This is a genomic window from Elusimicrobiota bacterium (assembly GCA_026388155.1).
In the GTDB taxonomy this organism is placed as follows: Bacteria; Elusimicrobiota; Elusimicrobia; order Elusimicrobiales; family UBA9959; genus UBA9634.
On the sequence record JAPLKI010000025.1, the window covers coordinates 320,179 to 344,907 of the forward strand.

Annotated in this window: 28 protein-coding genes; 8 read left to right on the forward strand and 20 right to left on the reverse strand. The window is 53.5% G+C overall.

The genetic code is table 11. From position 1 onward, the window contains the following. Positions 1-69 precede the first annotated feature (69 nt). From NTX59_13635 to NTX59_13715, 17 genes are all read right to left on the reverse strand, one after another. Positions 70-315 carry a hypothetical protein gene (locus tag NTX59_13635; protein MCX5786718.1) on the reverse strand — a complete coding sequence of 82 codons (246 nt, stop codon included), beginning with the start codon at positions 313-315 and terminating at the stop codon, positions 70-72. A 117-nt stretch (positions 316-432) separates the two neighbouring features. Further along, positions 433-729 (reverse strand): BMC domain-containing protein, encoded by a 297-nt coding sequence (locus tag NTX59_13640; protein ID MCX5786719.1) that lies wholly within the window; start codon positions 727-729, stop codon positions 433-435. A 104-nt stretch (positions 730-833) separates the two neighbouring features. Beyond that, a complete protein-coding gene (gene deoC, locus NTX59_13645; GenBank protein MCX5786720.1) occupies positions 834-1,544 on the reverse strand; it encodes a deoxyribose-phosphate aldolase in 711 nt (236 codons plus the stop codon). A gap of 537 nt (positions 1,545-2,081) precedes the next feature. Beyond that, on the reverse strand, positions 2,082-2,363 hold the full coding sequence (locus NTX59_13650; protein MCX5786721.1) for a EutN/CcmL family microcompartment protein: 282 nt from the start codon (positions 2,361-2,363) through the stop codon (positions 2,082-2,084). 172 nt (positions 2,364-2,535) lie between these two features. Further along, positions 2,536-2,835, reverse strand: coding sequence for a EutN/CcmL family microcompartment protein (locus NTX59_13655; protein ID MCX5786722.1), 300 nt, complete (start codon positions 2,833-2,835; stop codon positions 2,536-2,538). Between the two features lie 106 nt (positions 2,836-2,941). Further along, positions 2,942-3,388 (reverse strand): RpiB/LacA/LacB family sugar-phosphate isomerase, encoded by a 447-nt coding sequence (locus NTX59_13660; protein ID MCX5786723.1) that lies wholly within the window; start codon positions 3,386-3,388, stop codon positions 2,942-2,944. A 79-nt stretch (positions 3,389-3,467) separates the two neighbouring features. After that, positions 3,468-4,022: a BMC domain-containing protein gene (locus tag NTX59_13665; GenBank protein ID MCX5786724.1), complete on the reverse strand. Its 555-nt coding sequence runs from the start codon at positions 4,020-4,022 to the stop codon at positions 3,468-3,470. An 86-nt stretch (positions 4,023-4,108) separates the two neighbouring features. Continuing rightward, positions 4,109-5,524 (reverse strand): aldehyde dehydrogenase, encoded by a 1,416-nt coding sequence (locus tag NTX59_13670; protein ID MCX5786725.1) that lies wholly within the window; start codon positions 5,522-5,524, stop codon positions 4,109-4,111. Between the two features lie 12 nt (positions 5,525-5,536). After that, entirely contained in the window at positions 5,537-5,845 is a 309-nt protein-coding gene (locus NTX59_13675) for a EutN/CcmL family microcompartment protein (protein ID MCX5786726.1), read from the reverse strand. A 106-nt stretch (positions 5,846-5,951) separates the two neighbouring features. Then, the gene (gene eutM / locus NTX59_13680) at positions 5,952-6,242 is read right to left on the reverse strand and encodes an ethanolamine utilization microcompartment protein EutM (GenBank protein ID MCX5786727.1); all 291 of its coding nucleotides are present in this window, start codon (positions 6,240-6,242) and stop codon (positions 5,952-5,954) included. Between the two features lie 129 nt (positions 6,243-6,371). Then, on the reverse strand, positions 6,372-7,004 hold the full coding sequence (gene pduL, locus NTX59_13685) for a phosphate propanoyltransferase (GenBank protein ID MCX5786728.1): 633 nt from the start codon (positions 7,002-7,004) through the stop codon (positions 6,372-6,374). A gap of 80 nt (positions 7,005-7,084) precedes the next feature. Then, positions 7,085-7,861 (reverse strand): triose-phosphate isomerase, encoded by a 777-nt coding sequence (tpiA, locus tag NTX59_13690; GenBank protein MCX5786729.1) that lies wholly within the window; start codon positions 7,859-7,861, stop codon positions 7,085-7,087. Between the two features lie 21 nt (positions 7,862-7,882). Beyond that, a complete protein-coding gene (locus NTX59_13695; GenBank protein MCX5786730.1) occupies positions 7,883-9,217 on the reverse strand; it encodes a S8/S53 family peptidase in 1,335 nt (444 codons plus the stop codon). 46 nt (positions 9,218-9,263) lie between these two features. Beyond that, positions 9,264-9,812 (reverse strand): BMC domain-containing protein, encoded by a 549-nt coding sequence (locus tag NTX59_13700; GenBank protein MCX5786731.1) that lies wholly within the window; start codon positions 9,810-9,812, stop codon positions 9,264-9,266. 72 nt (positions 9,813-9,884) lie between these two features. Beyond that, complete coding sequence (locus NTX59_13705) at positions 9,885-11,231, reverse strand: SLBB domain-containing protein (protein ID MCX5786732.1); 1,347 nt, start codon at positions 11,229-11,231, stop codon at positions 9,885-9,887. A 66-nt stretch (positions 11,232-11,297) separates the two neighbouring features. Further along, a complete protein-coding gene (locus NTX59_13710; GenBank protein MCX5786733.1) occupies positions 11,298-12,524 on the reverse strand; it encodes a PLP-dependent aminotransferase family protein in 1,227 nt (408 codons plus the stop codon). 213 nt (positions 12,525-12,737) lie between these two features. Then, positions 12,738-14,030 (reverse strand): hypothetical protein, encoded by a 1,293-nt coding sequence (locus tag NTX59_13715; protein ID MCX5786734.1) that lies wholly within the window; start codon positions 14,028-14,030, stop codon positions 12,738-12,740. 493 nt (positions 14,031-14,523) lie between these two features. Between NTX59_13715 and NTX59_13720 the strand changes: the two genes are divergently transcribed. After that, a complete protein-coding gene (locus tag NTX59_13720) occupies positions 14,524-14,745 on the forward strand; it encodes a YtxH domain-containing protein (protein ID MCX5786735.1) in 222 nt (73 codons plus the stop codon). A 35-nt stretch (positions 14,746-14,780) separates the two neighbouring features. Here NTX59_13720 and NTX59_13725 read toward each other — a convergent pair whose 3' ends face one another. The 3 genes from NTX59_13725 to NTX59_13735 form a co-directional block, all read right to left on the reverse strand. Next, positions 14,781-16,280 carry a sodium/solute symporter gene (locus NTX59_13725; GenBank protein ID MCX5786736.1) on the reverse strand — a complete coding sequence of 500 codons (1,500 nt, stop codon included), beginning with the start codon at positions 16,278-16,280 and terminating at the stop codon, positions 14,781-14,783. 367 nt (positions 16,281-16,647) lie between these two features. Further along, positions 16,648-18,150 (reverse strand): hypothetical protein, encoded by a 1,503-nt coding sequence (locus tag NTX59_13730; GenBank protein MCX5786737.1) that lies wholly within the window; start codon positions 18,148-18,150, stop codon positions 16,648-16,650. Continuing rightward, positions 18,147-18,584 carry a nucleotide pyrophosphohydrolase gene (locus tag NTX59_13735; GenBank protein MCX5786738.1) on the reverse strand — a complete coding sequence of 146 codons (438 nt, stop codon included), beginning with the start codon at positions 18,582-18,584 and terminating at the stop codon, positions 18,147-18,149. The genes NTX59_13730 and NTX59_13735 overlap by 4 nt, the downstream gene beginning before the upstream one ends. Positions 18,585-18,673: 89 nt before the next feature. Here NTX59_13735 and thyX point away from each other — a divergent pair, with 89 nt between their 5' ends. From thyX to NTX59_13770, 7 genes are all read left to right on the forward strand, one after another. Further along, positions 18,674-19,372, forward strand: coding sequence for an FAD-dependent thymidylate synthase (thyX, locus tag NTX59_13740; GenBank protein MCX5786739.1), 699 nt, complete (start codon positions 18,674-18,676; stop codon positions 19,370-19,372). Further along, positions 19,353-20,264 carry a hypothetical protein gene (locus NTX59_13745; protein ID MCX5786740.1) on the forward strand — a complete coding sequence of 304 codons (912 nt, stop codon included), beginning with the start codon at positions 19,353-19,355 and terminating at the stop codon, positions 20,262-20,264. Before thyX ends, NTX59_13745 begins: the two co-directional genes overlap by 20 nt. Next, positions 20,239-20,937 carry a chlorite dismutase family protein gene (locus NTX59_13750; GenBank protein MCX5786741.1) on the forward strand — a complete coding sequence of 233 codons (699 nt, stop codon included), beginning with the start codon at positions 20,239-20,241 and terminating at the stop codon, positions 20,935-20,937. The genes NTX59_13745 and NTX59_13750 overlap by 26 nt, the downstream gene beginning before the upstream one ends. 172 nt (positions 20,938-21,109) lie before the next feature. Next, positions 21,110-22,321, forward strand: a complete 1,212-nt coding sequence (glgC, locus tag NTX59_13755) for a glucose-1-phosphate adenylyltransferase (protein ID MCX5786742.1) — start codon at positions 21,110-21,112, stop codon at positions 22,319-22,321. 124 nt (positions 22,322-22,445) lie between these two features. Next, positions 22,446-22,886 (forward strand): rRNA maturation RNase YbeY, encoded by a 441-nt coding sequence (gene ybeY / locus NTX59_13760; GenBank protein ID MCX5786743.1) that lies wholly within the window; start codon positions 22,446-22,448, stop codon positions 22,884-22,886. A 44-nt stretch (positions 22,887-22,930) separates the two neighbouring features. Beyond that, on the forward strand, positions 22,931-24,166 hold the full coding sequence (locus NTX59_13765) for an adenylate/guanylate cyclase domain-containing protein (GenBank protein MCX5786744.1): 1,236 nt from the start codon (positions 22,931-22,933) through the stop codon (positions 24,164-24,166). Positions 24,167-24,384: 218 nt separating this feature from the next. Then, on the forward strand, positions 24,385-24,729 hold the full coding sequence (locus NTX59_13770; protein MCX5786745.1) for a hypothetical protein: 345 nt from the start codon (positions 24,385-24,387) through the stop codon (positions 24,727-24,729).

The window sequence follows — 24,729 nt, forward strand, 5'->3', positions numbered from 1 at the left end:
TTCACAAGGAACGGGAAAAACCGGAAACGGAATTTATTTAATGGCGGAAATTTTACCTGAAAGATCATTTTATCCGCGGACGATCTCTATACCGTTATATTCCAGCCAATCAAGGGCCATAGGACTGATAATCGCGTTGGCGGGGACTGTTACGGCGCGCGCCCCGGGTTTGAACAGGCGGCGCATTTCCCAGTCGCTCAGGAAAACTTTTTTCCCCAGCTCAGCAATTTTTTTTGAAACGGGCGCCGCCCCCCCCGGATACGGCCGGGAGAGGTGCAGCATTATAATGTCTTCGACAGCGCCCTTGGTAAGCATAATGGATGCGACCGAACTGCACTAAGCCATATGCCGTATGCCTTAGGCCATAAGCTTGTTAAGGAATTCCTTTAAGCCTATGGCGTATGGCTTAAGGCTTATGGCAGTCCCCTATGACTAACTGACTTTTACGGATATTCTGGCCATATACTTATCCAGGTCGTCATGCGGCCGCGGAATGACATGAATGGCCACAAGTTCGCCGACTTTCTGCGCGGCGGCTCCTCCGGCTTCAACAGCGGCCCGCACCGCACCCACTTCGCCCGTGCAAAGCGTAGTAACATAGCCCGAGCCTATTTTTTCATAGCCTATAAGGCGCACATTGGCGGCCTTGGCCATGGCGTCCGACGCCTCTATCATGCCTATGAAGCCCTTTGTTTCGATCATTCCCAACGCTGGTTTCGGTTCTGACATGTTTTGCTCCTTGTGTGTGGAGAGTAGATAGTGAATAGTGGAGAGATTATTCAAGGAACCACCTTAAACGCTCTACACTCTCGACTCTACACTCTAAACTTCTTCTAATACTGCCCCTTCACAGCCTGTCCGCCTGAAATTATGGCGATGCTTGCGCTGGTTCCAAGGCGGGTAGCCCCGGCCTTTATCATGGCCTCCGCGATCTTCGCGTCTTTTATGCCGCCGGAAGCCTTGACGCCCATCTCCGGCCCCACTGTTTCGCGCATAAGGGCCACGTCTTCAACGGTGGCGCCGGCGGAGCCGAAACCGGTGGAAGTTTTCACGAAGTCGGCGCCGGCCTGTTTCGACATGCGGCAGGCGCGCACTTTTTCATCCTTGGTAAGATAGGAAGTTTCAATGATAACCTTTAAAACCTTGCCGCGGGTGGCATCGCGCACGGCCTTAATATCGTCAAGCACGATCTGGTCGTTGCCTGACTTGAGCGCGCCGATGTTTATCACCATGTCTATTTCGTCGGCGCCATTCGCCATGGCGTCGCGCGCCTCAATGGCCTTTACCGTGGGGGTGGTGGAACCGAGCGGAAAACCGATCACAGTGCAGACTTTAACGCGGCTGCCCCGCAGCAGCCGCGCGGACATGGCCACATAACCGGGGTTCACGCAAACCGAAGCGAACCCGTATTTGCGCGCTTCTTCGCAAAGTTTGCCTATTTCTTCCTGTGTGGCGTTGGCCTTAAGCAGAGTGTGGTCTATCATGCCGGCAATTGAAGCGCTTTGGGAATCGGGGTTGCAGAAACTTACCCTGTCCACGCCCATGTCTTTGACCTGCTGGGCGCTGTAGCTGTTAAGCGGATTGCACTTCTGACAGCTTGGACCGCAGGTATTTTCCTCCAGGCGGCACTCGTTTTGCGGGGAGGGACAGGGTTTGGCAGGCGCCGGCCTTTGGGCATTTCCGACAGGGTTAACCAGCGGGTGCTGAAAGACCTTGCCGGCCGTTCCTATGGTCACCGAATCCCCGGGCATTTGCCGCAAAGCCGCGCCCCGGCCTTTTTCGTTTAAAATTTTGGCCACCTCAGCCGCTATCTTTTTTATATCTTCATCGTTCATAAGCAAACCTTCCTTATTGTCGGCCACAAGTTTCAGCCTCGCCGTCGCTCGGCTGAACTCGCGGTCCCTACTCGCAATTTCGTCTGACCTATGGGCGTGCCGTAACAATGGCTATGCCCGACAGACGGCCTGCTGACTCGATATTGCTCCGCCTTTTGAATCCCTACACAGGCCAAGCAGTTGGCCTGTTCCCTCTCGTTCGAGAGAGAGGAGGGATTAAAACCCAGTACTGCACAGCGCGCGGATTTATCGCTTTATGTATACCTTATCAACTATGCCGGCCACCACTGTGCGAACCGGCGCCTTGGAATTTTTTAAAATTTTACGGGCGGAGCCGCCCTCGTCAACTATAAGCACGGTGTCACCCACGCCCGCGCCCTGGTTCCCGTCCACGGCAAGCGTCGCCTCACCTGTCAGCTTGCCAGGGACTGAAACATCCACCGCTTTCACAATAAGCAAGGTGGCGTTTTTAAGCCCCGCGTGCTTGCGGGTGGCCCAGACATTGCCGATAACTTTAGCGATGAACATAATTTATTGGTACGGCTATTGCCATATGCTTAACGCCATAGGCCATCACTGCCATAAGCCTTAAGCCATACGCCATAGGCTTAAAGGAATTCCTTAACAAGCTTATGGCTTAAAGCGTACGGCATATGGCCCGGTTGAAACAACCGCATGGCTTATGGCAAACATCCACGCTCTATGCGCGGATGTTTTTGCCATCAATTATTCCGACTATCGCCGCGTCCACCGGGGGCAGCGGCGTGTTAACAGCCGTCCCGCCTTCCCAGTTCTCAAAAGCCACTATGGCTTCGCGCGAAGCCACAAAAAAAACCGTCTCACCCGCCCCAGCTCCGACAGTGTCGCCGGCCACCAAAGGTTCCCCGGCCGGCTGGTCCGTTTCCCAGTCAAGCGGCTGTATTAAAAGCAGGGTTTTACTATCCATGCCGCAGCATTGTCTTGCGCAAAACACCCGCCCGATGACCTTGGCTTGTTTCATAAAATTTTGATACATCCATTGCCATAAGCTTTAAGCCTTATGCCATAAGCTTGTCAAGGAGTTCCTTAAAAGCTTACGGCCTAAAGCATACGGCATATGGCGATTCTTAACAGCAGCGCTGCTCTATCGCAGTTATTTTATCAAGACGCTTCTGGTATTTGCCGCCCTCGAACGGGGTAGTAAGCCACACTTTCAGCATTTCCTGCAGGGCCAGCTCTCCGTGCGTTTTGCCGCCCAGGCACAGCACATTGCAATCCTCGTGGGCCGCGGCAAAGCGCGCGGAGATAATATCGTATGCGCCTACCGCCCTGATGCCGTGAATTTTATTGGCCGCAAGCGGCATGGCGCCGTTGAAACCATCCACCAGAACGCCTTTTTCAAATTCTTTTTTACGCACAGCGTCGCCGACCAGCATGGCGATATCCGGGAAATCCACGGATTCCGTTGAATAGCAGCCGAAATCCGTCACCTCGTGCCCAAGCCCCTGAAGAAACTTTTTAATTTTTTCTTTCGCCTCAAAACCCGCGTGATCGGCGCCGATAACAAGTTTCATAAAATCTCCTTACCTGACCTGTCAGAGCGGAAGCAACATCCAAAGGACTTCAGCGCTTCAGGTCTTCAGCACTTCAGCGCTAGAATATCGCCCCGGCGATATCCTCATGGGCATTCGGTATTACGATGCGGCTTACTATTGCGTCTTCGCCCACCGCTTTAACGGCGGCTGAAACCGCTGTGCGCACCGCCCCGACCTCACCGGTAATAGTCAGGTAACCCTTGCCGCCTATCCCGCGCCCGGTATTGACTTCAACCACATGCACAAAGGCGGCCTTGGCGGCGGCATCGGCGGCAAACAGCGCCGGCAGGGCTTCTTTGGTTTCAACTATGCCTACGGCCTCAAGCTTTACTCCGGACTTAACACGTTTGTTAAGCGCGGCCAGCGCCCCCGCGTGGATATTCCGTATGATATGTTTCGCCACAAGGGTACTACCGGCTATTTCCACGCCTTTTGACATGGCCGACTCCACTTCCCCCACGGGGCCGGACACGGCTATAATATATTTACCCTTGGAAATTGCCAGGTGCAGATCGGGCGTGACCCCCGCCGCCTTGCACATGGCGTCAAGCGTTTCCACACCTTTGGCTATGGAGGAAGTTTCAATAAGTCCGACAGCGATATTTGCCTGCATATAAATCATCTCCTTGCCTAACCTAGCTCTGAAGATCTGAAGCGCTGAAGACCTGAAGTAACACCGCAGACAGCTTCAGCGCTATATTACGCGATCCTGAAATAGCCCACCAGACTGCATTGCAGCGGCCGGGAAAAATGGCCGGTTTTGGTTATGCCGTCGCCGGTGGGCGTACCTATGGACATTGAGGCGTAGCCCTCGCCAAGACCCAGACCGTGCAATGTGCAGGCGTTTTTCACGAATATAGAACAAGCCATGCGCCGGCCCATTTTTGTCATATTGCGCACATCAGTAGAATACATTCCCGCGGTGTGGTGATTTTCCCCCTCCGCGTAATAAGCAAGTTCAATTGCGGCGTCTATATCCCTTACCGCCGTTACGGGCAGCACCGGGCTGAGCTGCTCCGTCAGCACATAGGGATGATCGTTCGGCACTTCGGCCCAAAGCACGCGGATATCGTCCGAAATATCAAGGCCGATGGCTTTAGCCATCACGCTCGGGTTCTTACCCACGAAATCGCGGTTAAGCTTCGGCTCGCGGCCGGATTCAAGTATGGCGAGCTTCGTAAGCTGATCAATCTGCCTTGATGAAAGTTCATAAGCCCGCGGGTCTTTTCTCATGCACTCGAAGAAACCAGCCTTGGCTTTTTCGGTCACTATCACTTCTTTTTCCGCTATGCAAAGGACATTATTGTCAAAACCGCAGCCGGTTATTATCTCACGCGCACAATCGGGGAAAACCGCGGTTTCATCCACCACGATGGGCGGATTGCCGGGGCCGGCCGCTATGGTTTTGCAGGCCTTGCCCGCGGTCATAGCCACTTTTACGATGGCCGGACCGCCGGTCACGATGTTCATGCGCCCTTTCGGATGGGCCAACAGCTCGCGGGTGCTTTCCTGCGTGGGATTCGCCACGGTGGCGATAAGATCAGCCGGACCGCCGGCGGAGCGAACAACGCGTTCAAGGATGATCACCGCGTCCTGAACGCACTTTTTTGCCGCGGGATGCGGAGAAAACACAACGGAATTTCCGGCGGCAAGTATGCCTATCGCGTTGCTGATAATTGTAGCCACGGCGTTCGTTGAGGGTGTGATGGAGGCGACCACGCCGAACGGCGCGTATTCAACTAAAGTCAGGCCTTTGTCGCCGGTGTAGGACAGAGAGCGCAGGTCTTCAACTCCGGGAGTTTTTTTCGCCACCAGCAAATTTTTCTGTATTTTATCCGCCACGCGGCCCATGCCGGTTTCGGCCACCGCCATTGCGGCCCAGCGCCCGGCGTTTTCAATTGATGCGGCGCGCATGGCGGCTATTATTTTCTCTCTCGCCTCAAGACCAAGCTCCTGAAAAATTATCTGCGATTTTTCAGCCGCCTTGACGGCGGAATCCACCGTGTTAAATACCGGACCCTCACCCGCCGGCTCCGCGCCCGCGCTAAGACCGGGGTCCAGATTTTTTACCACCTCGGCGACTATTTTTTTAAGCTCTTCTTCGCTTATGGGCATATTTTACCCTGTTCAAACGCTCATTTTGTCGGTTTTCTTTGTAAATACCGCTTTACCGTCTTTTTCAATAGTGTCGACTATGGCAAAGATAGTGCAGTCAACAGGGGTATTCTCGGTTTTGGACGTCTGACGCGCGCTTGAACCCTGCACGATAAGCACCAGTTCCCCCTCACCGGCGCCGACAGAGTCGATACCGACCAAAGTATTGCCTTTCGGTTTGTCATCAAGGCCCACCGGCTGAACCATCAACAGCTTGGTACCCACCAGTTTGTCATCCTTACGGGTGCAAACGACATTGCCTACAACTCGTGCAAATAGCATGATTCCTCCAAAACGAAGTCTAAGAGTCTTGGGGTCGAGAGTCCTGGCGTCTTTATAAAGCGCGGCATTCCGCGGCTCTCAGACTCTTAGGCTCCCGACTCTCAGACTATTTCTTACGCGCTTCGCTTATCGGCAGTTTGCCTTCCAGATCCTGATGCGGCTGCGGTATCACATGCACGGAAACGAGTTCTCCCACTTTCTGCGCGGCGGCGGCGCCGGAGTCGCAGGCGGCCCTGCAGGCGGCAACTTCGCCCCTGAAAAGAATGGTAACAAGGCCAGAACCGATTTTCTCGTAGCCGACAATTTTTACATTGGCGGCTTTCACGGCGGCGTCAGCCGCTTCCACACAGGCCACTAAACCTTTTGTTTCTATCATTCCTAATGCTTCCATTTTCATATCCTCCGTTCGACTGTATAGTGATTCAGTAATTCAGCGATTAAGTGATTAAGCATTAAAAATCCCGACGAATACTAACCCCTTTTCTTGAACTCAATCACTCATCACTCAATTATTTAATCACTTTCCTCACACTATATACACCGGGTCGCTGTTTTTAAGGCCGGCGGCATTGGATTCTTCCACATCCAAGTGCAATTCCAAAGCGAATTTCTCGGAAACACGGCAAAGGACCCTTTCAAAAATAGCTTCACGGTCGGTGCCGGCGCCGCAGCGCACGCGCACATGCTCACCGTCTTTGATCTTAAAAATTTCGGCGTCTTTGGGATGAAAATGTATATGCCGCTTTGAAAGAATTACGCCGTTTTTTGTTGTAATGGTCCCCTTGGGGCCTGTTATTCTGATACCGGGAGAGTTTTCAAGTTTACCTGAGTCCCTTATGGGCGGCTCCAGTCCCAGGACTTTTGAGTCGGCCAGCGAAACTTCCACCTGAGTATAGGGACGGTAAGGGCCTATCATGCGCACATTTTTTATAGCGCCCTTCGGCCCCTCTATAGAAACAAGTTCGTTACAGGCGTAAAAACCCGGCTGGCGCAGCTGGCGGTACAGCACAGGCTCGGCATCCGCGCCAAAGAGGGCTTTAAAATCCTCTTTGGTAAAGTGCACATGCCGGTTAGAAACTCCGACCGGCACCGGTTTATCCGCCCGTTCCTGCCGGAGTTTAAGGTCCTGCACTATTTCCTTCACCAGTTTTTCATCCATAAAATCAGGCTTTAGGCTGAAGGAGAAGAAGCAGAATGCTGTTTGTTTATCTTCCGCCTTCAGCCTAGCTTTCTTAGCGCCTATCTCACCACCGCTTCCTGATAATGTATCACGCGCAGGAATTTATCCGCCTTGAGACTTTCTCCGCCGACCAGCGCGCCGTCGATATCGGGCTGGGCCATCAGTTCATCCACATTGTCGGCTTTAACCGAGCCTCCGTAAAGCACGCGCACGGCAAGCGCGAAATCTTTGCCGTATATGCGCTCGGCCTGCTTACGCACGAAAACATGCGCGTCCTGAGCCTGCTCCGGGGTGGCTGTCTTGCCGGTGCCGATGGCCCATACCGGCTCGTAAGCGATAATGACTTTAGCCGCGTCTGAAACCGGAATGCCGGAGAAAGCGCCGTTCAACTGGGTTTCAAGCACACGGTAGGTCTTCTGCGACTCCCGCTCTTCAAGCGTTTCACCTATGCAGAGCACCGGCGTAATCCCGGCTTTGATAACCGCTTTCATCTTTTTGTTTACGACCTCATCGGTTTCAAGAAAGATCTTGCGCCGTTCCGAATGTCCTATTATGGCGTGGGTGCAGCCGGCGTCCAAAAGCTGCGAAGGCGAAACCGCGCCGGTAAAAGCCCCCTTTTCCTCCCAGCACACATCCTGTGAGGACAAAAATATCTTTGAACCGGCTATGGCTTCCTTCACAGCGTGCAAATTGGTGAATGTGGGGGCAAGCAGAACTTCGTGTTTCAGATCGGGGTCAAGCCCTTTTTTAATGGCGGCGGCGAGCTCGCGCGCCTCTTTAACGGTCAGGTGCATTTTCCAGTTCCCTGCTATAAGCGGTATTCTGTTTTTATTCATGGTTTTTCAGACCTCTGTGTTTTATTTTTTTAAACTCCGTTGCGCCAGATCTATAAAGCCGGCCGGATTCAGCACGTTCCCGTATTTTCCCGGCGAAGCGCTTTTTATCAGCATTTCTTTTACGGCCTCCGGGGTAAGCCCGGGATTAACCTGAAAACCCAAAGCCGCTACCCCTGCCAGATACGGCGTTGACCAGCTTCTGCCCCCGACCGCATCAAATACGTACAGCTCAGCGCCCTGATAGCTTGCCCTGGTACGGCGGCCTCCGGGCACCCATAAAGGATATTTTCCCGTATCCCAGCTTTCCGGCATATAACTTTCCGGAAAATCCATGTCTTTCTCCAGATCCCTGGTGAGGTTCCCGAATTTTATTGTGTCCGGGTCGCAGGTTATCATCAAAATATTATTTCCTTCGGCCTTATGCAGCGCCTCCAGCCATTTATCATAATTTTTAAACTGCCTGAACATTCCGGTGGATATGCTGACGACCCGTATTTTTTCATTGGCCGGAAGGCTTTTATTCATCTCAATGATAGTATTGAGCGCGTCCGTATAGTAAACATTATCCGCTTTCCAGGAGGGCACGGCCAGATAATACAAGACCGCCTCCGGAGCCGTTCCTATGTTTTCGCCGACAGCGAAACTCGCGACTGACGGGCCATGCATTTGCGGACCGACTTCAGCCAATCCAGCCGCGTTATAATAAATGATGCGGGACACGTATTCTTTATGGCCGAGCAGAAGCGGCTGGTCTATAATGGCTATCCCCACTCCGCGCCCGGTAATTCCCGCTTTATGCAGTTTTTTTATGCCAAGTCCCGGGTTTTCACCGTTTTCCAATATCCGCGCAGGATCAAATCCGGCGGGAAGTTTTTCTTTGGCCGGCCATTCGGTTAGCGAGTCGAATGACATGTTCAGAAGGAACTCTTTGCTGTCCCGGAGATCCAGTTTGGCAAGAGAAACTCCCTGCAGGCCGAGGAAGCTGTCCAGCTTAAGCAGATCGGACGTATCTCGCAGCAAAGGCTTGCCTAAATCCACAGTTCGGCCGTTCACAAAAAGACGCGACAAAACGATGGGGCTGTCAGTTTGCATTTGTTTGAACCATGCCGCGCCGCCATCCGGGTAAGCCAATTTAGTAAAAGTGCCGCCGCCGTCCGGGGCCGTTTCCTCATTGATCGGAGCACCGAACATGTTTTTAAATTCACTTATATCCGTAACCCTGCGGATAATATTCCCTTTGACGATCTCAGCCTGAACCATCCCGGCAAAATCCCTGGTTTTATCGCCGTTCTCCACAGCAAAAGTCGAACCCGGCAGCAACAAAATCAAGGTCAATATAAAAGATTTGTTTTTCATAGTTATCCAAAAAACCGCACGCTGCGTTATATCGCAAACAGAGCAATTATATCATTTCACTTAACAACTCTTTCCTGGGCTGGGGTATTACAACTTTTTCCACCAGCAAGCCCTTTTTCGCCACTACGGCGGCTCCGGCCTCCACGGCAGTTTGCGCCGCGGCGACAGTGCCCGTAAGCGTTACAAAAGCCTTTCCGCCCAGCGCCATGGCAAGGCGGATCTCAAGCAGCTTCACCGAAGCGGATTTAACGGCGGCATCGGCCGCCTCTATAAGAGCTGAAACTGAAAACGCTTCTATAATGCCAAGCGACTCAAGCTCGCCCTCCGGAACCGTGCCCGCTATCGCCGGAAACACATCCGGGTGTATATTAGGGATTGCGAAGCTGTCCACAAGCGCATGAGCTGCTTTATTCGCCCCGGCTTCCACGGCGGCATTTACATCGGCAACCGTGCCCGCCACAAGAATTATGTATTTCCCCGGGCATATCGATCTGGAAAGCAAAAGCTTGATATTGGATGTTTTCAGCATGGCATCGGCGGTCTCAAACCCCTTGGCCACGCTTGAAAGTTCAACGCCGCCTATAGAATTTAGCATAGTCATTCCTGTTTGTTAGCGCTGAAGCCTGATGAATTTACTTCAGCACTTCAGCGCTTCAGCTCTTAAGTGCTATCTCACTATCTCCACGTATTTCTCGTTAACCTTCGCCACCGTGCCGGAAATGCTCGCGTGAACGGGGCAGCCAAGTTTATCCTCCGGCACACAACCCACCACCGCGCCTTTTTGCACGATTTCACCCGGCTTAACCGCCGGGACACAGGGAACTCCTATGTGCTGGGTCATTAAAATTTTCACCCCGGCAGGTTTATAGTCCGTATCAAGCCAGGGCGCATCCACATTGTATTCCGCAAGCCCCAGGCGCTTTATAAGTTTTGAAACCGGAACCTTTCTAAAATCCCGGAGCGGGTGTACCGCATCCCCGCGCGGTGAACCCAAAGATGAGTTCTTTATATTTATCTTTTGTTCGCGCAGATCCGCCTTGGCGGAAACGCAGGCAGCCGACGGGTGCAGCCCTTCAGGGCAGGAATACAGACTGCAAAGAGAACACTCGCAGCAAAGCAGGGAGTACTGGCTGTGCAATTTGCGCTCCGGACCCGAGAAAAGCAGGTTGCGCATTACCCGGTGCGGCTGAACATTGTGGCCCAGTAAATACCGGGGACAGAGTTCGGTGCAGAAAGAACATTGGTCGCAGACGGACCTGCCTATGCGCGAGAACACGGAACGGCTTTGCGCCTTTTTGGCTATAAGCGGATGGCTGCGCGGCAAAACTATCAACCCTCCCGAGGCCTTGGTTATCGGAACATTAAGATCCAGTAAAACCTTGCCCATCATGGGCCCGCCGTCTATGGCGGCAACCGGCTCTTTTATTTTGGCTCCGCCGGCTATTTCAACGGCTTCGGCGTAGGAGATGCCGACCGGGACCTTTATGGTGCAGGGTTTTTTGACCGCGCCCGTGATGGTTACCCATTTTTCCGTCACGGGGCAGTTTCGCGCAAGGGCCGCGTTGTAGAGCGTCTCCACATTGTTCACCACGCAGCCCGCTTCAAGCGGCAGGCCGCCCGGCGGAACAACGCGGCCCGTAACCTCGTAAACCAGACATTGCTCGTCGCCGGCCGGATAGTAGTCGCCAAGCTTTACCACGCGGATATTTTTTCTTGCGCGGGCTATTTCCTCAAGACGCAGGATGGTTTTTTCGTGTTTTTTCTTGATGCCGACCACGCCCTCTCTTGCGCCGGTGGAGAGCATCATCAGCTCAAGGCCGTCAAAAACTTTTTCAGGGAAATATTCAAGCAGTTTCTGGTCTTTTTTCAGCAGCGGCTCGCATTCCGCCGCGTTCACAATAACGCAGTCGGCGCGGCTTTGCGCCTTAATATATGCCGGAAAGCCCGCTCCGCCGGCGCCCACCACGCCCGCAGCTCTCAGAACCCGGCCAAATTCAGAGGAAAAATCGGACATAGTAAATTTGAGGGTAGAGTATAAGGAGTTCCCAATATCTCTACCCTCTACACTAACCCCTATACCCTATTTTACGACCATGCACTTTTTCACGGTATTGGCCAGGCGTTTTATGCCTTCTTCTATTTCATTTACGGTCGGATAGGAAAAATTCAGCCGCATGGTGTTTTTACCGGAACCATCGCAGTGAAAAGCGGAACCGATCACATAAGCGACATTTTCTTTTATCGCCTCCTTGAACATATCGTCGGCGCTCATCGCTTCCGGCAGGCGCACCCACAGGAAAAGGCCGCCCTCCGGCTTTGTCCAGGTAACGCCGTCAGGCATATACTTCTCAAGAGCGCCCACCATAGTGTCCTTCTTCAATTTATAGGTTTTTTTTATCACCTCTATGTGTTTTTCAAAATAACCAGTGCGCAGGAAGTCGGCCGCTATCAGCTGGTTCAGGCTGGAAGTGCAGAGGTCGAGCGACTGCTTGAGGATCTCCATCTTCTTTACGATCTGGGGATGGGCAAGTATTACGCCGAGGCGCAGGCCCGGCGCGAAAGTTTTTGAGAACGTGAACAGGGAGATGATGTTGTCGGTCTTTCTGGAATTCTGGTCCAGGCGGTAAAGCATATCAGGCGCCTTTCCCTCAAAGCGTATTTGCCGGTAGGGAGAATCCTCTATGACGGCCACGTTATATTTTTCAGAAAGCTCTATGATTTTTTTTCGCTTTTCACCGGAAAGGGTGACGCCGCTGGGATTCTGGAAGTCCGGCACCAGGTAGACGAACTTGTAATGCTCGTCCTGGTTCTTGAGCCAGTTAAGTTTTTCTTCAAGCACTTCAGTGCTTACCCCGTCGTCCTCAAGCTTTACACCCACGAAATCCGCGCCGTAGGACTTAAAAACCTGGAGCCCGCCCATGTAGCTCGGCATTTCCACCAGCACGGGGTCTGAGGCGTCAATAAAAAGACGGCCCACCAGGTCAAGCGCCTGCTGTGAGGCCGTGGTAACTATGAGATTTTCAGGCTTGGCGGTTATCCCCTCGTATTTTTTCAGAAATTTTATAAATTCTTCTTTCAATTCCGGCAGGCCGTCGGTGGGGCCGTACTGCAGGGCCACCCTGCCTTTTTTAGCCATTATTTCTTTTACGGATTCAGCCACAAAATCGTAAGGGAAATGTTCCGGATCCGGCAGGCCGCCGGCGAACGAGATGACACCCGGCTTGTTGGTCAGTTTAAGCAGCTCTCTTATTACGGATGCCTTGGTGCGCCTGGGCGCGGTTGCGAGATTTTTTGTTATATCGATCATAGGGTCCTCCGTGAGATTATCCGCCGTGTCCTTATTACACTACATTTATAATTTACTCAATTAAAATTTATAATTCAAGAAGAAAGATTCATCTTGCTGCCCAAAGCCGACCCGGCCCCCTGTGCGGCGGCGGTGCCGCTGGCCTGCCCCGCTCTTTTGCCGCGATCGCTGGCAATGGGAGGTTCGGTTGGGGGGTAAGCCACGCGTCCCAAGTCAAAAGGGCGGGGCCTGCCGCGGGCCTATGGCGCTGTCCGCGGCGGAGAAGTAATTAAAATTTTCCATATAATATTCGAACTTATCCGGGTCTTTTTCAAGCCCCGCTTTTTTGGCGTACCAGGCCGCCGCTTCGGGATAGTTTTTTTCGCGCAAAGCCGAAAGGCCGGGCGGGAAGGGCCGCGCAGTTTTAAGGCAGGCTTTTTCAACGGCCTTCAAGTGCTGGCTGAGTATTTCCAAAGACATGTTTTTAGCTCGGTCGCGGATAAAGTCCGCCGCCTCAAGTATCGCAAGCGCCCCCTTGGTTTTAAGGGACATCAGTTCGTCCTGCGGCGCGCTGTATTTAACCGCGTTTTCATCGGCCACCGCAAGGCAGTCCAGCGCAAGCGGATAATTTTTAACTTCAAGCGCCGCCGAACCCACGAAAAGCAGCGCCTCCGCGCTGAAAGCGGGCCAGCGCTTCAGGTAAAAGTCCTCCAGATAGCGGCCATAGGCGTTTTTCTCAAGCTGCAGCAGCGCAAGCGCCGCTGTTTCGCCGATATAATCCTCCACGCGTCCGGACGCGTAAGAAAGTATTTTCGCATCCTGCACGCTGTTTTTTTTATAGATCTCGGCCTTTTCAAAACTAAGATACCCGCCCGCTTCGTCTTCATATTTTTTGCGGATGCGCTCGCGATAGGCGGCGGGGTCGAGCGACAGCGTGAGATAACCGCCCATGGCGTTTTCGGTGTAGATGTCGTAATAAGCCCCGCTTATGAAAGCCTTCAGCAGTTTTGGCGAGCGTTTCATTTTTTCATGAGTATACAAGTCTTCGGTAAAATAGGCTTCATATTCGAATTCAAGCGGGATGGCCGCCGCTGAGACGCTATAACCGGGATAAAGATAGCTTTGCAGGGCGTGAATCAGCTCGTGCAGATAAACGGAATCGGCGCGTTTTACGAACTCGGCGCGGGCTTTGGGATTTTTAAGCAGGATCTCGATTATTTCCCGGTCTTCATAACCTTTCACTCCGAAAAATCTGGTTATGGACCTGGAATTGAAATAGATGGCGTTTTCCCGGCAGGAGAAATAAGCGAGCCACGGCCCGTTATCACGGCGCAGAAACACACGGCGTTGAGAGTTTTTAACCCCCGAGCCTGCGAGCTTTGAATAAACCTCAAGACCGCGGGGCAGGCTCTTTATGATTTTTTCAAAATCCCCGGCCAAAACCGCCCCTAACCTCTCATCATATTGGTAGGCGCGCGCCGTACCCGCCAGAGGCAGTAAAAAAACAAAAAACAACAGGCTCCGCATAAGATAATTTTACAATATAAGACTGCCATAAGCTTTAAGCCGTATGCTATATGCTTTTTGTTAGGAATTCCCTCAGAACTTATGGCCTCCGGCGTAGGGCATATGACGCGGCCGCAACAGCCGCATGACCTGCGCGCGTCACAATAGAAGTGTTTAGCGTATAATTTTTGCCATTTTCAATAGGCAAAATATGATTTGGAAGGATAAGCCCCTGGCGATGTAGATGGAGCGGGTGGCAGGGGAGCCGGATAAGCGGAACCGTCCGGAGGCCGAGCATACGAAGCGCGGAGGCCGAGGAATGGAGGCGCGCGCACGGTGTGCGCGACGCCGGTTCCGCGTTCCGGGCCCCTGACAGGACCCGCGAACCCTGCAACTGGGAAATTACACAGAAGTCTTGATGTTACTGTCAGATGGACGGAATTTGACAAACTCCCCCGCAATGTATAAGATTAAGGAAAGGTAATTTCCGCATTTATTTTTTCAGGAGGATACAATGTCTGAGAACAGAACCGGTGAGGTAGTAAGCGCGTTTTTACTGGGCGGACTTATAGGCGCGGCCCTGGGCATACTTTTTGCCCCGGCCTCCGGCAAAGAAACCCGCGAAAAGGTCGGCGACTGGATGGACGAAACCAAAGAAAAAGCCAAAGAAAAACTGGCAAAACTGGAAGAAGAAATAAAGCACCGCAAAGACCAGCTGCTCAAGCACCAGAATTAAGGGTTCCTGCGTTGTATTTAAAACCACGCGTTTAATTAAACGCGTGGTTTTTCATTTGCGCTCAGCACCGCGGGATTTTCACTTTTTCCGAGAATCCAGCCGAAAGCGAAAGTGCAGACGGTGCCAAGCACTATCATCCAGCTCCAGCCGAGGGCCAGGCGGCCTGTTTCCGAAAGATAAAGCGCCACTCCCGCCAGCCCCGCACTGATAAACATAGCGGCCACATTCCCCAGATTGGCGCGCCTTTTGGTAAGCAGGCCGAGTAAAAAGACCCCGAGCAAACTGCCCGCGGTCACTCCGTTGACCTTATATGCAAGCCACAGCATTCCCTCGGTTTTACGGCAGTAATAGGCGATACCGGCCAGCAACAGGCCAAAAACCGCCACGCTCAGGCGCGAAATCAGCAGATAATGTTTTTCAGTCCCGTCTTTTTTGATCAAAGGCCGGTAAATATCCGTGACAAAAGACGAGCTTAACGAGCTTAACGGGGAATCAATGCTTGCAAGTATCACCGCGGTCAGCACCAGGCCCTTAAGCCCCTGCGGTAAAACATGCACAGTGAAATGCGAAAGTATCTTGTCGGAATTGTCCGGAAGCGGCAGGCCCGGGTTCTGGCCGTAAAAGACAAAAAGAAGCGTCCCCACCGAAAGATAGAGGATTAGCAGCGGGATGGTGGCGAATATGGTGGCTATTATGGTCCGCTGGCTGGCCTCCCTTGTTTCCAGAGTAAGCAGGCGCTGCATCAGTTCCTGGTCGGTTCCGAAAGACGCCATGGAACCGAAAACGCCGTTCAGGATGGCTATCCAAAGCACATTGGGATCCTTCGCGCTCCAGCCCAGGTTAAAAAGCGAAAGCTTGCCGGCCGCGCCCGCCGTTCTGAATATTTCCCCGAAACCGCCGTGTATATGTGCAAAAAGATAAAGCAGCACCGCCCCGCCGGCCAGATAAAAACTCATGGCCTCAAAAGTGCCGGTCCAGATAACAGCCCTGATACCGCCAAAACCTATAAACAGCACGCTTATCACGGTAAAGAAGGCAAGTGTCCAGGAAAGAGGCCAGCCCATAATAACCGAAACCGCGAGCGACGCCGCGTAAAGCCGCAGGCCGGAGGCGAAAAGCCTGGTGAGAAAAAAGAAAAATGAGCCGGCATACTGAGTTTGCGGGCCAAAGCGGTGTTTGAGAAATTCATAAATGGTGGTGCAGTTATACTTGTAAAACGCGGGGATGAACAGGTAGGCGATAATTATGCGCGCCGCGGCGGAACCGATAAAGAACTGAAGATATTGCCAATTCTCCTTGAACCCCGTGGCCGGAACTCCGACTATGGTCATGGCGCTTATTTCCGTGGCCACAAAAGAGAGCGTAGCCGCCCAGATCGGTATCCTGCGCCTGCCCAGAAAGAAGTCCTGCGTGTCGGTTTCTCCCCTTCCCTTGAAATAGGAAATAAGAAGCAAAGCCGCCACCGCGATGCACACCAGAGAATAATCGGGCCACCCCAGGCCGGTTACTTTTTCAAGCGCTGAAATTTCTTCCATATAAACTCCAATCTGCAAGGCCGTTTGTTGGCCATAGGCCCCGATACGGCATTGCCATAGGCTTGTCACAGGTCTCAAGTCACACGAGCACAGGTCAGAAACAATAGGTTACCGGCTACTTTACCGTTTACCGATTACGGTCCTTTCGGATTCTCCGTCGGTTCCCTGTTGGGACCAAATGGAGCGGGTGGCGGGGAAGCTGGATAAGCAAAACCCTCCGGAACCCGACGCTTGCATAGCGCGGAAGGCGAGGATGGGAAGGGCGGGCACGGTGTGCCCGACCCTGGTTTTGCGTTCCAGTTCCCCGACAGGACCTCGGACCCTGTCAACAGCTACCCACAATTACTTACTACTATAACCGTATTCCTCAGCCCTCATGCAGATCCACCGGCATTACGCCTTTGGCCTCAACCTGTTCGGTCAGAACGCGCGCGGCCGCCTTCTGAAAATCCGCCAGCGCGCAAAAAGCGGCCAGGCCGGCGGACGGGGCTTTCTCAAAACCGGCCAGCACGAAAGGGCTGCCGAAGGCGACAAAGGCGCAGTCGGACGCGTTTTTAAAAACTTCCTGAAGCGCGGTTTTTTCTTCGGCAGCCAGGTTGATGCTTCCGCTATAAGCGCGCGGTCTTGAAAAATCGGCGGCCACGGCCTTTTGTGTTTTTCCCGCTTCGCAGGGCCGGACATTCACGCCGAGACGGCGGAGCTCTTCCACAAAAATCCGCCCTTTCCAGTCTTTTTGCGCGGTGAGCGGCTCATAATAACCCACAGTCTCGCCCGCTTTCACCCGGAACGCCCCGCCGCCATAGCCCCATGCCAGGCACTGCGGCGCGGCCTCCGCCGCAAAAGAGCGGTGCCCGGAGCAATAGACCACATCGCGCGGCGGAGGTGAAAGCCTTGAAAGGGAAAGCTTTAAAAGCATCGTCTCCTGTTTTTTTATGGCGGAGTCCGCAAGCGCCTCTGTTATAAGACCGTCGCGCGCGGCGCGCAGAAGGGCGTCGTAAAGTTTGAACGGGTCTTCCGGCACAAGCAGTATATCGGCCCCGGCCAAAAGAGCCTTCACACCGGTTACCCCGGCCTGCCGCCTGCCGCCGCCCGGCGTCACTTCTTCGGAAATGGCTTTCATGTTCAACGCGTCGGTAATAACGCAGCCGCCGTAATTAAGCGCTTTGCGCAGCAACCCCGTGATAATTTTTCCAGAAAGAGAAGAGATGTTGTCAGGGTCAAGCGCCGGGATATTGAGATGGCCGACCATCACTGAATCCGCCTGACGGACCAGAGCCCTGTATGGTTTTAAATCATCCTGTTCCATGGCCTCGCGGCTCTTAGCGACAGTCGGGAGTGTAAGGTGGGAGTCGGCCTCCGTATCGCCGTGGCCCGGAAAATGTTTCAGGCAGGACAGGGCGTTGTGCGAGCTAAGCCCCGAAAGATACGCTCCCGCCAGCCGCGTTACCAGCGCGCGGGAACTGCCGAATGAACGGGCGTTTACTATAGGGTTGCCCGGGCGGTAAGCCAGATCCACCACAGGAGCGAAAATCCAGTCAATCCCCAGAGCCCTCGCTTCAAGCGCGGTTATTTCCGCCTTGCGGCGCGCCAAAGCTTCGGAGCCGGAAGCCCCTATCGCCATGTTGGTGGGAAGTTCGGTGGCCTCTTTCAGCCATTGCCCCGCGCCGTTTTCGTAATCAGCCGCGAAGATAAGCGGAGTGACGGAGGCGGATCTGAGAATTTTTACGGTTTCATAAACCTCGCTTACCGTGCCGCCGTAAAAGCAAAACCCCCCCACCCCGGCCTCAACCAGTTTAAGGGCGTAATCAAGCGGAGTGTGCCCGAAACGGAATTCCGGGTAGATCAGCCTGGCAATTTTTCCGGGGGTCATTTTTTCCGCCGCAGGATAAGTTTCTCTTTTTCGGCTTTTTTTATTCTGCGCCATTGAACCAGCACCTGGGCGGAAGTGGAAAGCTTTTTCCCGCCGAAAACGTGAGGATGCCGCCGCACCAGTTTGGCGTTAATGGTCCGTATCACGTCAGAAAGCTTAAAATGCCCCTCCCGCTCGGCGAGAGCGCTGTGAAAGACCACCTGCAACAAGACATCGCCCAACTCTTCCTTCAGGTTTTCCCAATCGCTCTTTTTAACCGCCTGGTCGACCTCGAACGCTTCCTCATGGAGATTTTTTAAAAGCGTGCGGTGCGTCTGCTTACGGTCCCAGGGACATCCCCCTGGCGCCAGCAGCGCGTCCATTATGCGCGCGAGCGCGCGCAGACTTGAACTGTCCGCAGGTTTTCCGGCTTTTCGGCAAAAGTTAGGTTTCACTATCTATTCTTCTTTCATTTGAATCTTGAAAAGTATATAATTTTATCGCAGATTTGCAAAAAAGCGGCCTTTACAGCCGCGGAGGGCGTATGATAGAAACAGAGAAGAAATCTGACAAAGGCCTGTACCAGGTGCTGGATAAAGGCTTTGTGAAACTGGTGGATTTCATGGGAGGCGACCTTCGGGCGGTGCAATCCGCGAGGGTAACTTTCGGCTCACAGACCAAGGGCGAGGAAAAAGACAAAAGACTTATAGAGTACCTGCTGGCCCACGATCACCACACGCCGTTCGAGCACTGCGTTTTTCAATTCCACATAAAATGCCCCATTTTCGTAGCCAGGCAGTGGATGCGCCACCGCATGGCTTCTTATAACGAGGTCAGCGCGCGCTACACCGAGGTAGCCGAGGAATTTTACACGCCCAAAGCTTTTCGGGCGCAGGACAGAATAAACCGGCAGGGCTCCACAGCCTCGCCTGAGCTTAATCAGTCAAAAATGCTGGCCGTCTACGAAGCCAGCGTGAAGGCCTCTTACCAGGCCTACAGGAAACTGCTTGAGGCCGGAGCGGCCAGAGAAATGGCCCGCATGGCTCTGCCGGTATCGCAATACACCCAGTTCTATTGGAGCGTTAACGCGCGCAGCCTGCTTAACTTCCTGTCGCTTCGGATGGACGCTCACGCGCAGTCGGAGATACGGGATTACGCCAACGCCATTTCGGAAATTTTCAGGGATAAAATGCCCTGGACCTGGGAGGCTTTTTTAAAACTACATGCCAAATCCGCCAATTAGGATTCTCCTTGCCGCGCTCTGCCTCGCGTTTACGCGCCCGGCCCAGGCTCAATCGCCGGATAAGCCGCCTGCGGGCGCCCCGGCGGTTTCCTCCGCTCCGATAATGGTAGGCGACATTGAAAACGAACTCAAAAGAAGCGATATTGAGATCTACACGAAAGTCACCGGCATCGCCACAGCGCAGGACACTTACGACGTGCTCGCCCCCTTTGACGGCAGGATAGAAGAGATAACGCCCGAGCTGTTTGACTTTGTCACCCCGGAAAACGCGGTTACCCGCCTGGTATCCACGGAAATGGCGGCGCTCCTTGACGCAACCACCCCGGAGGAGCGAAAGCAGACCGAGAGGCGCTGGAAGGATGTCTATAAGTATTACGATGTCAAGCCCGAAAACCAGGGCATAGTCCTCAATATTTATGTTCAGCCGAAAGCCCGGGTTTACAAGGGCGACCGCCTTTTTACCGTGGCCAGGAAAATAATAATTGTCGGCAAAACCACGGACCCCCTTTATTCACCGCTGGCTCCCGGCATTACCGCTGACATGCTTTATTCCAGGGACGAAGCCGTTAAACTTAAAACCACGCTTACCAGTTTTATGCCCATCCAGAGCAGCCCGCTTTATAACCGCATCTGGCTGGAGGCGATGGAACTTCGCTCCGGCATAAAGATTGGAGAGCGTTTTAACGGCTACATGTTCGTGGCCAGAAGCGAAAACACCCACGTGGTGCCCAAGAACTCGCTGATAGATAAAAACGGCCGCAAATATCTCATCCTGGAAGTGGAAACCGGGCTGGCCACCGCGACCGAAATAGAGATCCGCAACAACGGCCTGCATTATTTGAGCCCGGCAGGCACGGAGCAAACCCATGGAAAAGATAAAAAAGCAGAATAATATTTACTCGAATTTCATGTTCATCAAGCTGGACCCGGCTTTCAGGCGCCTTATTTCAAACGAAAAAATAGCCGCCAAGCAGGAATTTGAAAATATGGTGGCCGCATGCCAGGAAAAGCTTTTTTTGCGCACTTACATGATCGCCGGCCTGCGCGCCGATTCCGACATCCTCTTCTGGCGCATGTCCGACGACCTGGAATTTCTCCAGGAAAACTGCGCCCGCACCTTCTCCACCGGAGCCGGGCGGTACTTTTTGAACATCCACTCCTTCCTGGGCGTGCATCAGGCGCCGGAACAGTCCGCCCCTAAAAAAGACCTGGAATTCGGCTTTCTGCCCAAGGAGTCCTTCGGCCTTTATAAATTCATGCTCATACACCCGGTGGTCAAGTCCCATGTCTGGTACGAGCTCTCGGAAGAGGAGCGCAACGCCATGATCTCGGAACGCTCCTGCGTGATAGGCCGCTACCACGAGATACGGGAGAATTTTTTCACTTCCTTCGGTCTGGACGAGCAGGAAATGATAGTGGCGCGCGAGTCCCGGCACCTGGACGAACTGATAAGCGCCACCAGGGAACTGCGCGAACTGCGCATAAAAAATTACACAGCCGCCGACAAGCCGGTGTTTTTATGCGTGGGCCGTGACCTGAGGGAAATACTTGACGCGATAAGTTAAGAAGCTTTGCCATAAGCAAAAGGTTGCCATAAGCTTTAGGCCGTAAGCCATAGGCTTTACAAGGAAGTTCCTTTACGGTTATTTCTGCGTATGGCCTATGGCGTATAACCTATGGCAATAGCCGTATCTAAAACTTACGTCTTAAGACAGGCAACTTTCCAGGGAGAAATTTATGAAAACCATAGGCATGATAATGGCCGGCGGAAAGGGTGAAAGGCTTTATCCGCTCACGAAGGAAAGATCAAAACCCGCCGTGCCCTTCGGCGGCAAATACCGCATTATAGACTTCGTACTGTCGAACTTTATCAACTCCGGCATTTTTTCGAACTATGTGCTGGTACAGTACCTGTCGCAGTCGCTGATAGAATATTTACGCTCAAGCTGGAGCAGCGGCGGAATAACCAAGGACCACTTTGTCACCGTGGTCCCGCCGCAGATGCGCCTTGGCGAGATGTGGTACAGGGGCACGGCTGACGCCGTGAAGCAGAACCTTAACCTGATACACGATTACGCCCCTGACCTGGTTGCCGTATTCGGCGCCGACCATATCTACCGCATGGACATCCGCCAGATGATAGCCTTCCACCTGGAAAACAAGGCCGATGTGACGGTATCGGCGCTTAGCGTGCCCCTCAGACAGGCCTCGCGCTTCGGCACCGTGGTGGTGGACGCTAAAGGCAGAGTCAGCGGCTTTGAGGAAAAACCAAAAAACCCGAAACCCATACCCGGGAACCCGAATTTTGCCTTCGCCTCCATGGGCAATTACATTTTTTCCTATGAAGCGCTGGTTAAGATCCTGCATGAAGAATCCGGCGAGACGGTGGCGCTTGACTTCGGCAAGACCATATTGCCGTCACTGCACAAGCGCTACCGCGTGTTCGCCTATAATTTTGACTCCCAGAAACTGGCCGGCATGAAATCCTATGAGGAAAAAAGCTACTGGCGCGATGTGGGGACTCTTGACTCTTTCTGGCAGGCGCACATGGACCTGCTTGGCCCGAAGCCCAAGCTTGACCTGCACAATAAATACTGGCCCATACACTCCTCCCAATACAATTCCGCCCCGGCAAAGGTTATGGAGTCGCATCTGCAGGACTGCATGATCTCGGACGGCTGCATTATAAACCAGTCTTCGCTCAAACGCTGCATCCTGTCGAACGAGGTGGTAGTGCACGAAAAATGCCAGCTTGAAGACTGCATTATAATGGACGCCTGCGAGATCAAGGCGGGTTCCCGCCTGAAAAAAGTCATAATCGACCGCTACAACTCGCTGGAGGCAAAAACGGTCATCGGCTACAATCCGGACCAGGACGCCCAGAGTTACTACATAGACCCCGATGGCATCGTTGTAATACCGCGCGGCATTTCCAAATGGCAATGGTAAATCCAATGCGAATTTTACGCGAATGAATTCGAATTCTTATATGTTTTGCACACATTCGCATATTCGTCATTCGTAGTATGTTCGAAGGTCCTTTAATTCGCCGGTTATTCGCATAGCTGTTAAAATGCCGATAAAAATATTTTTTGAAACGCCGGCCCCCGCCGCGATAAAGCGCGCCCCGGCGCTTTTAAAAAGAGCGCTGCGCAAGGCCCTCGGGGCCCGGTTCGCAAAACGCGGCGTATGCCTGATCTTCACAGGCGACTCCGGCATAAAAGAACTGAATAAAAAATTTCTCGGCAGGGACCGCGTCACGGATGTCATCGCTTTCAACTACCCCGCCCCGCCCGGCTTCGACGCCCCCCCCGTATTTGGCGACATTTATGTGTGCCTGCCTCAGGCTGTCAGGCAGGCGCAGGCCATGGGCCACTCGCTTTTAACGGAACTCTTGATACTTTCCGCGCACGGAGCGCTGCATCTGGCCGGAATGGACGATGCCACCCCCGTGTTGCGCCGCCGCATGAATCTGAAAACTGCCGCCATACTGAAGAAGCTGGTCTATCCGTAGATCTGAAAGATCAGTCGTCAGCCGGAAGCGGGTCTGCAACGCATATGACAAAAGAAAAGATAAACGAACTATTTTCGGAAGAGGAAAAGGCCGGCGAACAGAAAGTAAACATAATACGCCTTGCCGCTATAGCGGTTTTTTTTGCGGATGAAATGCTCAACTATTATCTGCTGGGGGCTGTGGAACTCAGGATACATATCCGCACCATATGGACGCTCGCCGCCTGGGAATTGTTTGCGTTCGCCGCTTGGCGGCAGGTTAACCTGCGGGGAGGTTACGCCAGGTGGATGAAGTACGTATCCACCAGCGTGGATGTTCTTTTCCTGACTTTTATAATAATCGCGCTCGAGGCCAACAGCGGCCCGCTGATCTCGCTTTACTACCTTTTAATCGCGCACTCGGCCCTCCGCTACAGCAGGCGCGCGATTTTCGCCGTTACGGGGCTTTCTGCCGCCGGCTACGCGGCAGTGTGGTGGTTCTCGTTCGGGAACCCGCGCATACAGCCGGTTCCCGCCTATGCGGCGGGAATTAACATAATCGCGATGGTCGTGATGGGCGTGATCGTGGGTTATGTGGTAATGAAGATGCGGGGGCTTGTTCTTAAATTCGCCGATAACCTTGTGCGCAGGGAACTGGCCGAAAACGCCCTGTTGCGCTATGTTTCGCACCAGGTCGCGCGGCAGATACTGGATTCCCCGGACGGCGGCGCAATAATGCGGGACGGCCGGCGCACGCATGTGGCCATCCTTATTTCCGATATACGCGGCTTCACCCCCATGTCGGAAGCGATGGCGCCGGAAGCACTGCTTAAACTGCTCAACGCTTACTTCCGCCGCATGGTGGACGTTGTGTTCAAGCACAACGGCACGCTGGATAAATTTGTCGGCGACGCGCTCATTGTGGTTTTCAACGACCCGTTCGACCAGCCGGACGCGGAAAAACGCGCTGTAATCTGCGCCGCGGAGATGCAGAAAGAGATCGCCCGCTTCAACAGGGAGCAGGAAGCCGCGGGCGGAAAAATCCTGGGCGTAGGGATAGGCGTGCACTGCGGCCCCGTGATAGCCGGGAATGTCGGGTCCGAATCCCGTATGGATTACACGGTAATGGGCGATACGGTAAATTTCACTTCCCGGCTGCAGGGCAAAGCTCCGGCCGGGACGGTTTATGTTTCCTCGGCGGTTCAAAAGAAAACCATGGCGGACTTCACCTACCACAGCCTGGGCGCCATGGAATTCAAAGGCTATAGCGAGCCGGCCGAAATCCACGAATTGCTGAATTAACCGGGCCGTGAGCCCCGCTTTTGACGTGACCCTTTCCGGGGATTTGCCGCAATGGGATACCGCACTGCGGTTTCCCCTGCCTATGGCGCTGTCCGCGACTGGCGGACACCTGCACAGTTGTCAGCCGGGACGGATTCTATAATTTCATGTGGATCCGCCCGCGGACAACCGTCCGGCGCACCGAAGACGGCGAAGGCAGATAAGAAGGAGTCGAAATAATGCCAGGATATAAACATCCGTGCCGCTATTGCGGCGAGCTTGTGCCGCCGGACGCCAACGCCTGCCCGGCCTGCGCTAAAATAAATCCCTATGGGGATTTCCGCTGCCACAAATGCCGCGCGCCGGTAAAAGAAGGCTGGAAGGCCTGCGCTTCCTGCGGGCTTAAACTGGAGACAGAATGCCCCAACTGCGGGGGCGCCGTCTTTTTCGGAGACTATTGCTCGAAATGCGGGGCGCGTCTTACCGTGGTCTGCCCGAACAAGAGCTGCGGAGAAGAACAGCCGCCTGTCACGCCAAATTGCCGAAAATGCGGAAAACCGCTTAATAACAAGGGAGGAGAATAA

Coding starts and splice junctions, on each gene's coding strand:
- NTX59_13635 (MCX5786718.1), bottom strand. CDS start 315: ATGCTTACCAAGGGCGCTGTCGAAGACATTATAATGCTGCACCTCTCC.
- NTX59_13640 (MCX5786719.1), bottom strand. CDS start 729: ATGTCAGAACCGAAACCAGCGTTGGGAATGATCGAAACAAAGGGCTTC.
- deoC (MCX5786720.1), bottom strand. CDS start 1,544: ATGGGCGTGGACAGGGTAAGTTTCTGCAACCCCGATTCCCAAAGCGCT.
- NTX59_13650 (MCX5786721.1), bottom strand. CDS start 2,363: ATGTTCATCGCTAAAGTTATCGGCAATGTCTGGGCCACCCGCAAGCAC.
- NTX59_13655 (MCX5786722.1), bottom strand. CDS start 2,835: ATGAAACAAGCCAAGGTCATCGGGCGGGTGTTTTGCGCAAGACAATGC.
- NTX59_13660 (MCX5786723.1), bottom strand. CDS start 3,388: ATGAAACTTGTTATCGGCGCCGATCACGCGGGTTTTGAGGCGAAAGAA.
- NTX59_13665 (MCX5786724.1), bottom strand. CDS start 4,022: ATGCAGGCAAATATCGCTGTCGGACTTATTGAAACTTCCTCCATAGCC.
- NTX59_13670 (MCX5786725.1), bottom strand. CDS start 5,524: ATGCCCATAAGCGAAGAAGAGCTTAAAAAAATAGTCGCCGAGGTGGTA.
- NTX59_13675 (MCX5786726.1), bottom strand. CDS start 5,845: ATGCTATTTGCACGAGTTGTAGGCAATGTCGTTTGCACCCGTAAGGAT.
- eutM (MCX5786727.1), bottom strand. CDS start 6,242: ATGAAAATGGAAGCATTAGGAATGATAGAAACAAAAGGTTTAGTGGCC.
- pduL (MCX5786728.1), bottom strand. CDS start 7,004: ATGGATGAAAAACTGGTGAAGGAAATAGTGCAGGACCTTAAACTCCGG.
- tpiA (MCX5786729.1), bottom strand. CDS start 7,861: ATGAATAAAAACAGAATACCGCTTATAGCAGGGAACTGGAAAATGCAC.
- NTX59_13695 (MCX5786730.1), bottom strand. CDS start 9,217: ATGAAAAACAAATCTTTTATATTGACCTTGATTTTGTTGCTGCCGGGT.
- NTX59_13700 (MCX5786731.1), bottom strand. CDS start 9,812: ATGCTAAATTCTATAGGCGGCGTTGAACTTTCAAGCGTGGCCAAGGGG.
- NTX59_13705 (MCX5786732.1), bottom strand. CDS start 11,231: ATGTCCGATTTTTCCTCTGAATTTGGCCGGGTTCTGAGAGCTGCGGGC.
- NTX59_13710 (MCX5786733.1), bottom strand. CDS start 12,524: ATGATCGATATAACAAAAAATCTCGCAACCGCGCCCAGGCGCACCAAG.
- NTX59_13715 (MCX5786734.1), bottom strand. CDS start 14,030: ATGCGGAGCCTGTTGTTTTTTGTTTTTTTACTGCCTCTGGCGGGTACG.
- NTX59_13720 (MCX5786735.1), top strand. CDS start 14,524: ATGTCTGAGAACAGAACCGGTGAGGTAGTAAGCGCGTTTTTACTGGGC.
- NTX59_13725 (MCX5786736.1), bottom strand. CDS start 16,280: ATGGAAGAAATTTCAGCGCTTGAAAAAGTAACCGGCCTGGGGTGGCCC.
- NTX59_13730 (MCX5786737.1), bottom strand. CDS start 18,150: ATGACCCCCGGAAAAATTGCCAGGCTGATCTACCCGGAATTCCGTTTC.
- thyX (MCX5786739.1), top strand. CDS start 18,674: ATGATAGAAACAGAGAAGAAATCTGACAAAGGCCTGTACCAGGTGCTG.
- NTX59_13745 (MCX5786740.1), top strand. CDS start 19,353: ATGCCAAATCCGCCAATTAGGATTCTCCTTGCCGCGCTCTGCCTCGCG.
- NTX59_13750 (MCX5786741.1), top strand. CDS start 20,239: ATGGAAAAGATAAAAAAGCAGAATAATATTTACTCGAATTTCATGTTC.
- glgC (MCX5786742.1), top strand. CDS start 21,110: ATGAAAACCATAGGCATGATAATGGCCGGCGGAAAGGGTGAAAGGCTT.
- ybeY (MCX5786743.1), top strand. CDS start 22,446: ATGCCGATAAAAATATTTTTTGAAACGCCGGCCCCCGCCGCGATAAAG.
- NTX59_13765 (MCX5786744.1), top strand. CDS start 22,931: ATGACAAAAGAAAAGATAAACGAACTATTTTCGGAAGAGGAAAAGGCC.
- NTX59_13770 (MCX5786745.1), top strand. CDS start 24,385: ATGCCAGGATATAAACATCCGTGCCGCTATTGCGGCGAGCTTGTGCCG.